General features: G+C 35.7%; 13 protein-coding genes. 9 read left to right on the forward strand and 4 right to left on the reverse strand.

Annotation, left to right across the window (positions count from 1 at the left end; all coding sequences use genetic code 11):
• The 4 genes from ACILQF_RS03550 to ACILQF_RS03565 all read right to left on the reverse strand — a co-directional run.
• Window positions 1-416, reverse strand: a 416-nt coding sequence (locus tag ACILQF_RS03550; protein ID WP_395626038.1) for an L-lactate permease, incomplete at its 3' end; no start/stop codon positions are given.
• A gap of 38 nt (window positions 417-454) precedes the next feature.
• Complete coding sequence (locus tag ACILQF_RS03555) at window positions 455-949, reverse strand: RidA family protein (protein WP_395626039.1); 495 nt, start codon at window positions 947-949, stop codon at window positions 455-457.
• Between the two features lie 303 nt (window positions 950-1,252).
• Complete coding sequence (locus tag ACILQF_RS03560) at window positions 1,253-2,809, reverse strand: hypothetical protein (RefSeq protein WP_395626040.1); 1,557 nt, start codon at window positions 2,807-2,809, stop codon at window positions 1,253-1,255.
• A gap of 23 nt (window positions 2,810-2,832) precedes the next feature.
• Window positions 2,833-4,158, reverse strand: a complete 1,326-nt coding sequence (locus ACILQF_RS03565; protein WP_395626041.1) for an amidohydrolase/deacetylase family metallohydrolase — start codon at window positions 4,156-4,158, stop codon at window positions 2,833-2,835.
• A gap of 189 nt (window positions 4,159-4,347) precedes the next feature.
• Between ACILQF_RS03565 and ACILQF_RS03570 the strand changes: the two genes are divergently transcribed.
• The 9 genes from ACILQF_RS03570 to ACILQF_RS03610 all read left to right on the forward strand — a co-directional run.
• On the forward strand, window positions 4,348-4,893 hold the full coding sequence (locus tag ACILQF_RS03570) for an RNA polymerase sigma factor (protein WP_395626042.1): 546 nt from the start codon (window positions 4,348-4,350) through the stop codon (window positions 4,891-4,893).
• Window positions 4,894-5,040: 147 nt separating this feature from the next.
• On the forward strand, window positions 5,041-6,225 hold the full coding sequence (locus ACILQF_RS03575) for a FecR family protein (protein ID WP_395626043.1): 1,185 nt from the start codon (window positions 5,041-5,043) through the stop codon (window positions 6,223-6,225).
• A 293-nt stretch (window positions 6,226-6,518) separates the two neighbouring features.
• Window positions 6,519-9,989 carry a SusC/RagA family TonB-linked outer membrane protein gene (locus ACILQF_RS03580; protein ID WP_395626044.1) on the forward strand — a complete coding sequence of 1,157 codons (3,471 nt, stop codon included), beginning with the start codon at window positions 6,519-6,521 and terminating at the stop codon, window positions 9,987-9,989.
• A 17-nt stretch (window positions 9,990-10,006) separates the two neighbouring features.
• A complete protein-coding gene (locus tag ACILQF_RS03585; RefSeq protein ID WP_395626045.1) occupies window positions 10,007-11,608 on the forward strand; it encodes a SusD/RagB family nutrient-binding outer membrane lipoprotein in 1,602 nt (533 codons plus the stop codon).
• Window positions 11,609-11,727: 119 nt separating this feature from the next.
• The gene (locus ACILQF_RS03590) at window positions 11,728-12,939 is read left to right on the forward strand and encodes an aminotransferase class V-fold PLP-dependent enzyme (RefSeq protein ID WP_395626046.1); all 1,212 of its coding nucleotides are present in this window, start codon (window positions 11,728-11,730) and stop codon (window positions 12,937-12,939) included.
• Window positions 12,940-13,051: 112 nt separating this feature from the next.
• The gene (locus tag ACILQF_RS03595; RefSeq protein WP_395626047.1) at window positions 13,052-14,236 is read left to right on the forward strand and encodes a sialidase family protein; all 1,185 of its coding nucleotides are present in this window, start codon (window positions 13,052-13,054) and stop codon (window positions 14,234-14,236) included.
• Between the two features lie 8 nt (window positions 14,237-14,244).
• Window positions 14,245-15,258, forward strand: a complete 1,014-nt coding sequence (locus ACILQF_RS03600; RefSeq protein ID WP_395626048.1) for a 2-dehydro-3-deoxygalactonokinase — start codon at window positions 14,245-14,247, stop codon at window positions 15,256-15,258.
• On the forward strand, window positions 15,251-15,895 hold the full coding sequence (locus tag ACILQF_RS03605) for a bifunctional 4-hydroxy-2-oxoglutarate aldolase/2-dehydro-3-deoxy-phosphogluconate aldolase (protein ID WP_395626049.1): 645 nt from the start codon (window positions 15,251-15,253) through the stop codon (window positions 15,893-15,895). The genes ACILQF_RS03600 and ACILQF_RS03605 overlap by 8 nt, the downstream gene beginning before the upstream one ends.
• A 10-nt stretch (window positions 15,896-15,905) precedes the next feature.
• Window positions 15,906-16,730, forward strand: an 825-nt coding sequence (locus tag ACILQF_RS03610) for an MFS transporter (RefSeq protein WP_395626050.1), incomplete at its 3' end; no start/stop codon positions are given.

Raw genomic sequence — 16,730 nt, forward strand, 5'->3', positions numbered from 1 at the left:
GGTGTTCCAAATCCCGCAGCCCCCTCAAAAAAAGCGCCGAAGGCATAAGCAATTAATATTACTTGTACCCTTGGGTCGGGAGCAATTGTTGATAAGTGCATCCTGATGATGGTAAACAAACCCTTATCTACTGTTAATTGGTATAGGAAAATTAAATTTAATACAATCCAGCCAATGGGGAATAAGCCATAGGCTCCACCATAAATTGTGCTTGCCGCAACAGCAGATACCGGCATGTTGTACATAAAAAGTGCCACTCCAATTGCAACTAATAATCCGAAGACCGCTGCTAAATGGATTCGAATATGAAAAATAGCTATTGAACCTAATAATATAAGGATTGGAAGTGCTGCAAATAATGTTGATAATAGCGCATTGTTTAAGGGGTCGTAATTTTGCGGCCAGACTAATTCCATTTTCGGATTGTATTTATTCTAAAATAGTGTAAAATTGATTATTTAAATGGGTCTTGAGGTGAGTTATGAAGTTCGAAAAGTGCTTCAATTTCTACTGGAATATTATCCGGCAAAGAATTAAATCCTACGGCACTCCTTACTCCAATGCCGTTGTCTGGGCCCCAAATTTTAGCGAATAGCTCGCTGCAGCCATTTATTACGTTGGGATGTCTTTCAAAATCGTCGGTGCTATTAACCATTCCTAAAACTTTTATAACACGCTTTATTTTATTGAAACTACCAAAATTGGTTTTAATAGTGGAGAGCATGGTTAAGGCTACTTGTTGTGCAGCTAGCTTCCCTTCTTCAATGGTCATATCCTGACCTAAGCGCCCCCTCATTAAGGATTTATCGTTTTTTACTGGTCCGTGGCCAGATAAATATAAATATTTGCCATCAACTACAAATGGTTTATAAACACCAATTGGGCTTGGAGCAGGGGGTAGGGTTAAGCCTGTGTTTTCGAAATTTTGATCGGGTGTGTTATTTTGCATATTTTTTGATTTTAAAGTACTGTTGTCCGGTTAAAATAAAATTTTTATTAAAAAGCCATTTATATTCAATTAAATATGTTTTTAATTATATAATAAAAAGCAAGCTCCCTTTTGGTTAGTATCTGTTTTTATATTTTCATTGCCTTGAAATCTGCCATATTTTTACCTTAAATGACAGGTCTGATTATAAGCTTTGGCCTAAGCACAAAACCTCCGTTAACGGTTTTTCAGCCTCAGCCGGTGCGGCACGCATAGTATAGGCCAAAGCATTGACATTAATAGTATCAGGTGCAGCGGCGGCATTTATTCCATTTCATTTTTATTTTTTATAAAAGCTTCAAAATCTTCTTTAGCTTTTTTATTCATAGCTTTATTCCACAGTTGGTCTTCGCTTTTAAATTGATCCTTATTTTTTGGCAACGTGATCCTCCAGATTCTTCCTCCTTCAGAGTTAGCAGTACCATGTTCCATTACATAAATTTTATTGTCTAGCATGATCGCATCCACAGGTGCATTAAAATTACTTGCAATAGTAGTGGTTTTCATGTAAAAATTATCTGCAGCAGCACTATATGTCATTTCTAAGTGCATAAGATCTTTTCCGCCTTTCCGTAATAGGGTAGTCCCTGGTCGATCAGAACCACCTCCATATCTAAATACGAATCCATCACCCCTGAATTCGTTGGAAAGTGCATTTTTTACATCAAAGACTAAGCCTAATGGCACTGAATGCGCATTGAAGGTGCTAATTGTTTTGCCCGTAATATCTCCATCTACTATTTTTCCTGATGCAATATCTCTGTATTCATTGGCATCGGGACCCATATTTTGTACACCTGGAGAAAATTTTACTCCCTCCGGGATTTTAGGAAATTCGGGATCGTTTTTGAAGTATTTTACCACCCAGGCATGGGCTCCGGGACTTATAAACGGATCTTTTGCTGGGTCGGGTATCCAATCAGGATATTGTTGTGGATTCTCAATACCCGCCATTTGCCAAGGGAAGCCATAATGATGCCCTCTTCTGATCCAAAACATTTCTTCAGGCTGATCATAATCGCCAGAATTAACTACCCCAAAGAGATTGCCTTTTCCATCAAATTCCATGTCGTAGGCATTTCTTATACCTTCAGCATATAAATAGCCATCTGCCTTTAACTTCACCACATCCCTTGTTAAGAGTAGATTTTCTGAATTAATTGGTATTCTGAACACGTTGGCTGTAAGTGCATTATCTCTTGCATTTGGGTAAGCGCCTTTATTATCCTGTACTTCCCCATGATCAGTACGGGCTCCAGAATTTACAAATATGTATTTCTTGTCCTTGCTGATTGCTAATGCATTCCAGCCATGGTCAAAGGTGGTTGCATTGGTTCCATATTCTACCGTATTAAACACTTCAGTTAAAACGGGACTAGTTTTAGAAAGGGTGTATTTTACCATTCTGCCCTTGGTCCCTTTTCCATTATTTACACTGATATTTCCGCAAAGGAAAAGAGTATTATTAAAAAAAGCGGCCCCTTGAAGGCGGCTTATGCCATGGTCATCTGCTGAGAATATTTTCTGCTCTATGGCATTTGGAGTATCAAAATTTAAGATTTTATAAACATTTCCATCAAATGTGGTGTACCAAAATTCCCCTGTTTTTTCATTTCTTAGGAGGCGCACCCCAAGTTTTTCGGTATTCATTACTTTGTCAACACGAATGTCTGAACGCAATGAAAGAGGTGTTTTAATAGGCGCGATAGGCCTCTGAGTTGCCGAGTTGGTGATTTTTTCTTGGCTTAAGCAAATTAGAGAACTTGAAAAAAACAGAGCTAAAAGCCCTGTTTTTTTCAAGTTACAGTTCATTGTAATCATAAGATTTCAAATATTTAAAGAAATTATTTTGTGGAAGGCTTTACTTCCGAGTTTGCTGGTCTTTGTCGCGGTGGATTTTGTAAAACATTAGGCTCCGCGATTGCATTTAAATTATAAACTATTTTTCCAGCTCTTATGGTCATTTCTGTTTCAAGTCTATTTTTACCTGAAATTTTTCCATCACGGGCATAAAAACCAAATTCCCCATTTCTAAGCGTGAATATAGCAATATCAGCTTCAGCTCCAACGGATAAATTACCTAAATCAGGTCTTTTAATCTCTTGGGCCGGATTCCAAGTGCTTGCTTTAATCACACTTTGAAGGTCCATACCGAGGGCAATAAATAATGACATGATATTTGGCATATTCTTCATCGCATTATTCATGCTACCTGTATGCAGATCGGTACTGATTGAATTGGGGTAAAAACCACTTTTTATTGCAGGAATACCTTGATTAAATAAAAAACTTGATCCACCAAATCCAACATCAAAAATTACACCTCTTTTTTGAGCTTTAATAACATATGGTTTAACTTTATTGGTGCTTATATCAACAATAGATTCACGTCCATTGAGACTCGCGCTGCCATTTCCACCAAATGCATGGGTATAAATATCGCCGGGGCGAAATTTAACGTTAAATAGGGAGTCGAGAGGTAAAAATGGATTGGCGCCACCAAAATCAACCATTACTGGAAGGTTAGCAAGTTTACCAGCTGCAAGTAAGCGATCTGTTGGTTCCCAAGTGCGACCATTGTAATGAGCTAGTTTGAAGCCAACAATATCGTTTGGATATTTTTTAGCCATTTCAGCAGCCTTTTGGGGATCCATTTCATTGATATCATTCTCATATTTACCACCTGCCATTCCCTGTCCCACAATATTTAGCATGACAAGTACTCTAGTCTGCGAGCCTGAAATCGTTTGTTTTTTGTATAATTCAAAGGTTTTCCAACCCGGACTTCCAGCATCGACCACCGTTGTTACACCTGAAGGGAAGGTAAAACCATCTGCTGGAAGTCCGGCAGGTGCATTCATATAAGATGTTCCATCATGGCCCCAGAAAAAATGAACATGAGCATCAATTAATCCAGGAGTTACATACATTCCCACTGCATTTACAAGTTGAGTAGCCATTGAGCCATCAATGTTTTTGGCAACTAAGACTACCTTTCCATCTTTAATTGCGATATCCATTAAGGTATTTATATTGTTTTTCGGGTCAATTACATGGCCACCTTTAATAACAATACTGTATGGTTTTTCCGATTCTGATTGTTGTTGAGCGTGTAAAGTATTTGTCAAAAACAAGATCAGAGTGATGATTAAAAAACTTTTTTGTTTCATTGTAGTTTTCATTTTTAGGGTTCATATATTTTCTTAATATATTGAGTTAAAAACATTCTTCTACCCCTAGTAAAATTAAATATATATATTTTCGATTTAAATTATGAATCTGATTTTTTTAAAAATCGTGCTGTTATTTTAAAAACATATTTTGATTTTAATTTTATTTTTTTTTAAGTTTATTTATAAATGAGTGAGAAAATAAAAATTGAGGACTTAGAATTAATGAACCGGCTTCGGACTGGGGATGATTTGGCCTTGAAGCTTATTTATGATAAATATTGGAATCAATTATTTAAGTCTGCTTTTAATATGTTGCAAGATCAGCAGGCATGTGAAGATATTATTCAAGATATTTTTATCAATCTTTGGAATAAACGAGAGCAGATTGAAATAAAGGTTTCATTTAAGGCCTATCTTTTTGCATCTACTCGTTATGAAGTTTACCGCCAGGTTCGCTTTGGTTCTGTTCGTGAAAATATATTTGACAAGGTTCATGAACGTTTAGAAACGCCTTCAGAATATGGTAATATTGAATATAAGGAACTGCTTTCTCAGATTAATTCTATTGTTGATAGATTATCAACAAAATGCAAAGTGGTATATAAATTAAGTCGCGAAGAGCAACTTTCACATAAAGAAATTGCGAATCAATTAGATATTTCTACTAAAACCGTTGAGAATCATTTAAATAAAGCTTTGCGACAGTTAAGGACCTCCCTCGGTCTTTTTTAAAATATCCGTTTTTAATATTAGAACAAGCATTCTAATATTTGAGCTGTATAAATATTATACCTAAATAATTCAATAAGAAAATAAATATTTTTTTATTGGGACTAGGGGAAGATTGTATTTTTTTACTCTTATTAATAAAAACTTATTTTGAATAAAGACGATTTTTACAAATTATTAGATAAATACATTGCTGGAAAGGCTTCAAAGGTTGAGGAGCAGCGTTTGCTTAATTTTTATGGAAGCTTTAAGTCTTCCAATAATGAGTCTGAGCTTCCAGATATGGAAAGTTTGAAAAATAAAATTTTCCATAATATTTCTGAAAAGATAAATTCTGAAGAGGAGCGTGAAGTTTCATTCAAGTCAAATTATTATAGATCATTTTCAATTGCTGCTACAATTTTAGTTGCACTTTCAATTGGTTTATATTTCTATTCAAATAAAACGTTTCCTCGCGAAGAACAATTTGTTGAGCTAAATGTTAAAAATGATATTCTTCCTGGAAACAATAAGGCTGTTTTGACTTTAGCAGATGGTTCTATGATTAGTTTGGATGATGCAGCTAATGGGTTATTGGCAAGTCAGGGTAATATCGCAATCACCAAAACTGATAATGGTGAAATTGTTTATGAAAGAAATATTTCATCAAAAAATAAAGAAATCGCAAGCCACTCTGTAACAAATACGATTCAGACTCCTAAAGGGGGTAAATTTCAAGTCCGTTTACCAGATGGAAGTAAAGTATGGCTTAATTCGGCATCCAAATTAAGTTATCCTACAGCATTTGCTGGTAAGGAAAGAAAAGTTATATTAAGTGGAGAGGCCTATTTTGAGATTGCTCCAAATAAAAATGTGCCATTTCGTGTGGTAAGTAATGAACAGATTGTTGAAGTTCTTGGTACTCATTTCAATATTAACTCCTATGATGATGAAGATTTCACTAAAACTACATTATTGGAAGGCAGTGTTCGAGTAATTCTTAAATCCAAATCTGACGTTTTAGGAAAAACTAAAATGCTTAAGCCGGGAGAACAATCTCTAACAAACTCAATGTATTCTAAAATACAAATTGAAAATGCAGATACCGAAAAAGTTCTTGCCTGGAAAAACGGTTATTTCAAATTTAAAAATACTCCTATTCAGGAAATCATGCGTGAAGTAGAGCGTTGGTATGATGTGGAATTAGTTTATGATGGTACTATACCTACAGATGAATTTACTGGATTTATTTCCAATGATGTGAATATCTCGGCGGTTTTAAAAATATTGGAACAGAGTGGAGGTGTTAAATTCACCGTTAAGGGAAAAAAAATCAAAATCAAAACAATGCTATAAAATCTTAAATCTAATAATTATGAAAAAAAACGATAGTAGTTAAGACTTATTAGGTATTAAAATGAAAAAACCGCCCCGGATTGCCCTCCAGGACGGAATAAAATTCAGGTTAATCCTTGCAAAAAAAATTCCGTAAGCACGAAATTTTAATTAATCAACCAAAACAAATTTTAAAATGCAAAAGTATGAAAAATGTTTTACTAAGTGAATGCAGATCCTTCTGCATAAACATTTTTAGGAATCACCCTAAAAGGAGACTTTCTAATATAGTCTCAAAAAAAACGTTACAAATTATGAAACTAACCACAATTTTCATTTTAGCAAGTCTTATGCAAGTAAGTGCAAACGGCTTCTCTCAAAATGTTACGCTGAATGAAACAAACGTTCATTTGGATAGGGTTTTCACAGAAATTCGAAAGCAAACTGGTTATGATTTTCTTTATAATACCAGATTACTAAAGAATACAAGTCCCGTTACGGTTAAGGTTAAAAACTCCTTATTGGAGGTGGTTTTGGAACAAGTTTTTAAAAATCAACCATTAACCTATACCATCACGGAGAATACTATTATTCTAAAAAGGAAAGATGAACGATTAATGGAGCAAGTTTCCGGTTTTTCCTTAATAAATTCTAGTCGCGATTTGAATAAAATCGCTTCTGCTGGCACAAATAGTATTGTATCAAACTTTACAATCGAACAACAACGAATTGACATTCGAGGTAAGGTTATAGATGCTTCTGGAGAGGCATTAATCGGCGTAAGTGTTCGTGTTAAGGGTTCAGAAACTGGTGTATCGACAGATGTAAATGGAAATTTTTCGCTGAATGCCCCTGAGAATGCAATACTTGTATTTACTTATATTGGCTATGTAACGCAAGAAGTTGCGCTGAATGGAAGAACTAGCATTAATGTAACTTTGATCGAAGATCGCCAGTCGCTGAGTGAAGTTGTTGTAACTGCATTTGGTGTAACCAAAGCTAAAAGAGGCTTGGGTTATGCGGTTCAGGAAGTTCGCGGTGAGGAGTTTACTGAATCACGTCAAAACAACATTGCTAATTCACTTACTGGAAAAATTGCTGGTGTTGATGCTACACAAGCTAATTCTGGTGCTGGTGGTTCAAGTCGTGTTATTATTCGTGGTAATACCTCTTTAAATGGAAATCAGCAACCTTTATATGTTGTTGATGGTATGCCAATCAACAATAATAATAGAGGTCCGGTGACACAAACTGAAGGTTTAAATGCCGACCGTGGAGATGGTATTTCCAGCATTAACCCAGACGATATCGCTACAATTTCAGTTTTGAAAGGTGGTGCTGCTGCCGCTCTTTACGGTAGTCAAGCTGCAAATGGTGTAATATTAATTACCACTAAGAAAGGATCTGCTCAAAAAGGTGTTGGCGTTGAAGTTACTTCAGATGCCAATTTTGGTACTCCTTCAGTTTTTCCGAATTATCAATATGTTTACGGACAAGGTAATGATGGTGTAAAGCCTGCTACAGCAGCAGCTGCATTAAGCTCAGGTCGTTTATCTTATGGAGCTAAAATGGATGGATCAATGGTTATGCAATTTGACGGAGTTATGCGACCATATTCGGCATTTAAAGTAAAGGATAATATTAAAAACTTTTACGAAGTAAGCCAAAACATAACCAATACAATTGCATTTAGTGCTGGAAGTGAGAAATTAAAAACCAGATTATCTGTAAGTGATTTGCGTGCGCAAGATCAGCAGCCAAATTCTGATTATAAAAGAAAAACAGCCAATCTGAATATATCTGGTAAAATGGGTAAAAATGATTTTTTAACCATTGAATCAAGTGTTCAATACAATTTAATAGAAGGTAGAAATAGACCGGGTGTTGGATATGCAGATTTTAATTCAGCATGGCCTGTTTATCTTGCGGCTAATACGGTGGATGTTAGGAATATGGCGGGTACTGACCCATCTAGACCTGGTATTAATGTTGCAACGGGAAGAGAATTGCCTTGGAACCCGGTGCCTGTTGCTTTTAATCCTTATTATGTAGCTTATCAGATTGGTAATGAGGATTCTCGTCAGCGTTTAATTGGCCGCGCTAGTGTTCAGGCTAATATATTACCTAATTTATTTGTTAAAGGTACTGTGGCACGTGATTTCAATTACACTACAGATCAATTATACGTACCAAATACCAATAACTTTACTCCACTTGGCTATTTCCAATCAGGTACGCAGCAAGATGATAAAACAAACTTTCAGGGAATAGTTAATTATAATGAAAGATTTCTGAAAGACAAAGTTGGTGTAAATATTTTAGGAGGGGTACAAAGTGAAAGAGATTTCGCAAAAGGTAATACAGCCAATGGTAACCAGTGGGTTGTTTCTGATTTTTACAGTATTACCAATTTAGTGAATAGAGATCTTGTAAACGCTTCACAAGCCTCCTTTGGCACAAACTCTGTTTTTGGAGAAGCAAACATTGATTATAATAACCTCTTTTATTTAACAGTAACGGGGCGTCAGGATTGGTTTTCCGTACTTAATCCAGGATTTAACTCAATTTTCTATCCATCAGTGGGAGCTAGTTTTATCTTATCAGAGGTAGTAAAAATGCCTAAGTTTATTGATTATGCTAAATTACGATCTTCATGGGCTGAAGTTGGTAGTGCTACGGTAAATGCTGGAAGTATTAATCAAACCTATGCTGTGAGTACAGTTAATGCTTATGGATTACCTACATTAACCAATCCGAATGTTTTGAATAACCCTAATATTCGCCCAGTTACTGTTGAAACAATTGAAGGGGGGGTTGAGGTACAAATGCTGAATAGTCGTATTGGATTGGATGTAAACTATTATTCAAGAAGAACTAGAAATGATATTCTTTCTCCACCTATTTCAGGAGCCACAGGTTTTGCAGCAGGTAGAAGAAATCTTGGCTTAGTATCAAACAAAGGATGGGAGATAAGTTTAACAGGTTCTCCAATCAAAAATGATAAATTTTCATGGGATGTAAGTTATAATTTTAGTTATAATATAAGTAAAATCCTTGAATTGGCAGAAGGAATCGATGTTTTATCTTTAGGTAATGGCATTGGAGGTCCTCAAATGATAAATGCAGTTGGATTACCTTATTCAACCGTTAGAGCCAATGTTATGAAATTGGATGCAAACGGGAATAAGGTATATAATTCAGCTACAGGTTATGAAGTTCAAGAGTTACGTGATTTAGGTGTTGGAAATCCACCTTATTTACTAGGATTAAGTAATAATTTACGCTACAAGCGCTTTAGTTTAACAATTGATCTTGATTCTAAATTTGGAGCAGTTGGTTACAGTAACTTAATTCAATACGCTACTCGATTTGGTCATACCCCTCAGACACTTCCTGGAAGAGAGAGCGGTTTAACTGTTACTGGTGTAACTGCTGCGGGAGCTCCATATACTAAGTTATGGAACGTTGTAGATCTTGATACCTACTACAATAACTTTGGTAATGCATATCCTGGCATGTGGGTTTACAAGACGGATTTCATCAAATTGCGCCGTACTGTTTTGAAGTATAACATTCCTGCTAGTGCACTTAAGTTCATGAAAGTACAGTCTGCTTCTGTGGGTATTACTGGTTTTAACTTGGCAATCCTGTACCAGGATAAAAGAACTAAAGAAGCAGGTATTGATCCTGAAATGCAGGAAACTGTTGGTAATGCCCAAGGAAGTCAGGGTGTGGCATTTCCTAGAACTAGAAATATTGGCTTTAACCTGAATTTAAGATTCTAATTTTTAAATCTAAGAACATGAAAAAGACATTCATAAAAATGATATATGCGGCTGGAGCTGTTCTTGTATTTTCAACTATGCAATCGTGTAATACCGAGAAGCTTACTGATTTAAACAAGAATCCTAACGCAATTGAATATGTAATTCCAGAATATTCCTTCACCGCTGCTGTATTAGCTAGCGGTCCGGGAGAGAATTACAGAGCTTTAGGCCAGGGATTACAATATTTTTCCTCTTACAAGGAAGTCCCAGCCACTGGCGATAAATTTTACAATTTCAATGGTACGGCCGGTAATTTTAATGTTTATACTGGTCAATGGAATCGTTTATTTCAATTAAATAAAGAGATTCAGGGACCTGAAAATGTAAATAAACGTGCTGCTGTTGAAATCTTAAGAATTCTAGCTTTCCATCAGCAAACTGATGTTATGGGTGATTTGCCTTATACAGATGCGATGAAAGGTTTAGATAATCTTAAGCCTAAATATGATACTCAAAAAAGTATTTATACATCGATGCTTACAGAGCTTGAGACTGCTTTAAAGTCGATGGATCCATCAAAGGCCAATGTATTTGGTAATGCAGATCCATACTTTAAAGGTGATGTTACAAAATGGAAGAAGTTTGGTTATTCGTTAATGCTTCGTTTAGGTATGCGCCTATCTGATATTGAGCCTTTAACTGCTAAAGCATGGGTTGAAAAAGCGGTAACTGGAGGAGTAATTACTGCATTTAATGATATTGCCTATCTTAAATATGCTAATGTTACCAGTCAAATGAACCCAAGAGTTAACACATATATAAACGGTGACTTTACAAGTCCTGGTGGTGATAACATAGAGGGAAGTAAATGGTCAGGTAAATTTATTGATCATTTAAAAAACACTTCAGATCCACGATTACCAGTTTTATCTGTAGTTTGGGTGCCAGCAGGAGCAACTTATACAGCTAATAACACCCCTTCTGCTCAACGTGGTATGATAAATGGCAGTCTTAATACAAGACCCACTGATTTTGACACTTATTCTGAGCCTTCATTACTCTATATTGATAGAGGATCTCCTGTTATTACAATGGGTGCAGCTGAAGCTTATTTGATAATAGCAGAAGCTGCGGCTAGAGGTTGGAGTGTTGGATCAACTGCCAAGGCAGCTTATGAAAATGGTGTTCGCGCTGCAATGGCACAGTGGGCTTTATGGCCAAGTGTAGCCCCTCATTCTGGTGTGATCACATCCACACAGGTAGATGCTTATCTGCTGGCTAATCCATATCCTGAAAGTGGAACATTTGCTCAGCAACTAGAGACGATTTCAACACAAAAATGGGTTTCTATGCTTGGCGATGACTATGAAGTGTATTCAAACTGGCGTCGTACGAAATATCCAGTGTTTAATTATGCAAACTGGACCAATACCACTGGTCAGAAGGTTTCTTACCCAGGTAACGTAACTGCAGGAAAAATGTGGAGAAGGTTTTCTCTTCCAATTGCTGAGAGGAATGTCAATCCATTAAATTATAATGAAGCAATTAAACGTCAAAGTTATTCTGAGGAGCAAATTGATCTTTTACAAGGTAGAATGTGGTGGGATGTTGGTCCCGGTACTGGTCAAAGTAACTAATTTGCTATAATAATTAAATGATGATTTAAATCGTTTTCAAAAGCTATCTTAGTTAAATAAACATTGAAAGGAGATTTAATCTCCTTTCAATGTTTAAATCAATAATTTAAAACAATATTATGAAACGTAGAGATCTTATTAAATATCTTTCAGTAGCTCCTGTTGCAGGTGCAGCTATTGGAACGGGCATTCCTTTCCAAGCATTAGCTAAATCAACATCTGTTAAGCGCGATGTGATTAAAGAACTTGGTTTACGAACATTTATCAATGCAGCGGGAACATATACTACAATGACAGCATCTTTAATGCATGATGAAGTTGTGGATACGATACAATCTGCCTCCCATCACTTTGTGATGATTAATGAAGTTCAAGATAAGGTTGGGGAGAAAATTGCTGAAATGTGTCATGCTGAGTCCGCAATGGTGACTGCCGGCTGCTGGTCGGCCCTAGTATTGGGAACTGCCGGTGTTCTCACACGTATGGACAGGAAAAAGGTGTCGCTATTACCAAATCTTTCCTCTTTTGAAAAGACTGAAATTATTGTTCAAAAAGCACATAATGTAGCTTATGTTCATGCATTAACTAATACAGGTGCTACGATTATTGAAGTGGAAACCGCTCTAGAGATGGAAAAAGCAATCAATAGTAAAACAGCCATGATGTGGTTTTTAAATTCAAGCGGCCCCATGGGTTTAGTGAAACATGAAGAGTTTGTTGCTATTGGTAAAAAATTCAATGTGCCAACCATGATTGATATGGCAGCCGATGTTCCTCCAGTTGAAAATCTTTGGAAATATAATGACCTTGGTTTTGATTTAGTATGCGTTTCTGGCGGAAAAGCAATTTGTGGACCTCAAAGTGCAGGTATTTTAATGGGAAGAAAAGATCTTATTGCGGCAGCTCGCTTAAGTGCACCTCCAAGTGGCGGCAATATCGGACGCGGGATGAAGGTTAATAAAGAGGAAATTTTGGGCATGTATGTAGCACTTCAGAAATATATAAATACAGATCATGTGGCAGAATGGAAAATGTGGGAAGATAGAGTTGCTAATATTAATAATGCTGTTAGTAAAGTTAACGGTGTGAATACTGAAGTTTTTGTTCCACCAATAGCTAATCATACTCCATCCCTCAAAATTTCTTGGGATCAGTCTAAAGTTAAAATTACCCCAAAAGATTTGCTTAAAAACCTCCAAAATGGAATTCCATCAATCGAAGTGATGACTGGTCCCGATGCAATCAATATCACCGTATTTATGCTTAAAAAAGGGGAAGATAAATTGGTTGCTAAGAGGGTTCAGGAGGAGCTTGCTAAAGCAGCCGTTTAATAAATTAAATTCATCGAGTTAAACTTCTCGCAAGAGTGGTTTAACTCGTTTGAGCTTTTTAGGATTATTTATTCTAGTATTATTATAAATTTGAATTTATCATGCTTTTTAAATGAAAAATAAATTGAGAACCAAAGCGATCGTTTTTTTACTCTTTGTCTCTTCTACGTGCTTTATTTTGGGATGTAATTCAATAAAAATATCTGAAAAATTCTTTTTAGAATCTCAAAATAGTTTAGAAACAGCAGAGTTTCTTTGGGATTCAGAAGATGTTCGAATAAAAAATAGAGCTTTTGAGCAAGTGCCTTCTGTGGGAGTTAGTGCTGATGGTAAGCAAATTTTTGTGGCATGGTATTCTGGCGGACTAGCACCTGGTCCTGGTAATTATGTAACTGTTTCTCTTAGTTTAAATGCTGGAAGAAATTGGTTAAATGATAAACTTGTAGTGTATCCCAAAAATCAATCTTATCGTTTTTTTGATCCACTTATTTGGAGAGATAATCAAGGAGAAATTCATCTTTTTTATGGTAGTGCAAAAGATAGTTTAATTTGGGATGGGTTTGGGGGTGTTAATTCTGTTCGTTTAGCTTGGGACGGAAAGCAAATAACTGCTTCTAAGCCCGCGCTTAATGCTAATGGTGTTATGAGCAATAAACCAACTTATTTGGCTTCTCAAAATACAACTCTTTTTCCTGTTTATATTGATAAGCCACTAAATGGTGTGATTTCTGACATTCCTTATCCGAAAAATGGAGTGTTTATTTATTCAGGTAATTCAGATAAAAATCAATTTAAACCTTACAGCTCAATTGATATCAAAGAGGAACTTCGCATCCATGATGAACCTCAGTTAGTTGAAATTTCCAATTCTGGAGATTTATTAGCAATGCTAAGAACTACTAAAGGTATTTATTACTCTAATAGTAGTGATTTTGGAAAATCTTGGACTCAAATAAAGCCTTTTACAGCAACAGGTCTAACAACGTCTAGTAGGTTTTATCTGGGTAAATTATCATCAGGCAATTTATTGTTAATTGCTAATAATAGTACTACGCGCAATAAAATGACTGCTTTTCTATCAAAGGATGGGGGTAAAACTTGGCCGCATAAATTAATGCTTGATGTACGTGAAAATGTTTCATATCCTGATGCGGATCAAACAAGCGATGGCATTATTCACGTTGTTTTTGATCGTGAAAGAACGGTAGCAAAGGATATTTTATATTGTCAATTCACTGAAAATGATTTAATTTCTGGCAATTTGGGTGCTATTTTTAAAACTAAAGTCAATAAATAATTGCAATTGTGAGTCAATCGTTAAATAATCATTTTTTTTTGTGTTGTGATTGGGGAACGTCCTCCTTCAGACTTAGGCTCGTAGCTAGTCAAGATTATGAAATTAAAGGTGAATTTACTTCTTCAAGTGGTGTGGCTACAGTTTTTAAAGAATGGGAAAAACAAAATGTACAAAACCGCTCCGACTTTTATACTGCATTTTTGAAGCATAATATTCATGAATTGGCTAATGTTTTAGCTGTAAACCTTGATAATACCCCATTAATCGTATCAGGAATGGCTTCATCATCTCTAGGAATGGAAGAATTGCCTTATGCCTTACTTCCTTTCGATATTGATGGTAAAAATGCTTCCATTAAAACATTTCATAATTTTAATGGAATTGCACCCCTAATGCTGATTTCTGGCGTAAAAAGTATTGATGATGTGATGCGTGGGGAGGAAGCCCAACTCATCGGACTCATTAAGTTAAATGAGATCTCAATTGAAGAATCACTAAACCTAGTTTTTGTTTTCCCCGGAACTCACTCCAAACACATTTTCGTTCAGAATGGATTTATTGCTGATTTTAAGACTTATATGACTGGTGAATTGTTTAATATTGTTAAAAAACATAGTATTCTAAAAGATTCTGTTCTTAGCGAATTAACATCCCAAATGACTGATCAGTCTGAAATTGAGGCTTTTTTGCGTGGAATTGAGGTTTCCGGTAGATCTTCAGTTTTACATAATTTGTTCACCGTTCGTACCAACCAGTTGTTTGATAAATTTTCAAAAAACGAAAATTTATATTATCTCAGCGGATTGCTAATTGGGACTGAAGTCAGAGAGCTTAAGCAGAAAGAATTTGATAATCTTTTTGTTTGTTGTGGTAAAAATTTATTTGAATGTTATAAATTAGCATTCAATACGATCTTCCCTAAAGGGAAAATAACTTTTTTAGAACCAGAAATGATTGATAAAGCAACAATTGCAGGACAAATTGAGCTATTTAACTTAAAACACAATTCCCTAAATGAATAATCAAGACTTCTCTTGGGAAAGTTTTTCTGCTGTACCCATCATTGGTATTATCAGAAATTTAAGCTTTGATACCGTCGAAAAAATTCTTCCAGTTTACCTTTCTTCCGGTTTAACAACTATAGAGATTACGATGAATACTCCTTTTGCAGAGGATATTATAAAATTTGCAGCTCAAAAATATAAGGGGCAATTAAATGTTGGTGCGGGAACCGTTTGCAATATCCACGACTTAAAAGTAGCTCTTGATGCGGGTGCCCAATTTATTGTTACACCAATTTTAGATGTGGATGTTGTTAAAACATGCGTAAAAGCCAAGATTCCTGTTTTCCCAGGTGCTTATACACCCACAGAAATTTATCAAGCATGGCAAATGGGGGCAAGCATGGTAAAGGTTTTCCCTGCAACATTACTTGGTCCTGAGTATATTAGAGATGTTAAAGCACCTTTAAATCAAATTAAATTGATACCTACAGGAGGCGTAAATATTGAAAATATTACAAGTTTTATGAATGCGGGTGCAGATGGAGTTGGAATTGGAAGTCAGCTTTTTGATAAAACTCTTATAAAAAATGAAGATTGGAATGGTCTAGAAATTCATTTTAAAAAATTCATCGATAAATTAGTGCATAATTCTTAAATCCTATTAAATGACTGCTCCAAAAGGAAAAAATTATCGCTGGTTAATCGTAACTCTTCTTTTTTTAGGTACAGTTATTAATTATTTAGATCGACAAATTATTGGCTTGCTTAAGCCAAGTCTTGAATTAGAATTTCAATGGACTGAGTCAGATTTTGGTAAGATTATGTCTGCTTTTTCATTTGCCTATGCTATTGGCTTATTGCTTTCAGGTAGATTTATTGATAAAGTGGGAACTAAAATAGGTTATAGTGTTGCTGTTGTTTTTTGGAGTGTTGCAGGTATGGGGCATGCTTTGGCAAAATCTGTAACTGGTTTCAGTATAGCAAGATTGTCATTAGGAATAGGAGAGGCGGGAAATTTCCCTGCTGCAATGAAGGCTGTTTCTGAATGGTTTCCTAAAAAGGAAAGAGCATTGGCAACAGGTATTTTTAACTCCGGTACCGCTATAGGTGTTGTAGTTGCCCTAATTGTGGTTCCAATAATTATGCAGCATTATGGTTGGCAGGAAGTTTTTTGGATCACCGGTGCGATGGGCTTTGTTTGGCTCTTTTTTTGGTTATGGCTTTATGAAATACCATCAAAGCATAAGAAGATAAGTCGGGAAGAACTTAATTACATCGAAAGTGATAAAGATGATGTTCAAGACGAGGTACAAAGTTCGATTAAAATTTCATGGGCTAAACTATTTACATTTCCGCAAACTTGGGCTTTTGTGACAGGTAAATTTCTTATAGACCCAATATTTTGGTTTTTTCTTTTTTGGTTACCTTCTTATTTTTCCTCAACCTTTAACCTCAACCTGAAAGTTATAAGTGTTGAGCTTATGCTCATT

It is taken from the genome of Daejeonella sp., from assembly GCF_044232565.1.
Lineage (GTDB): Bacteria > Bacteroidota > Bacteroidia > Sphingobacteriales > Sphingobacteriaceae > Daejeonella.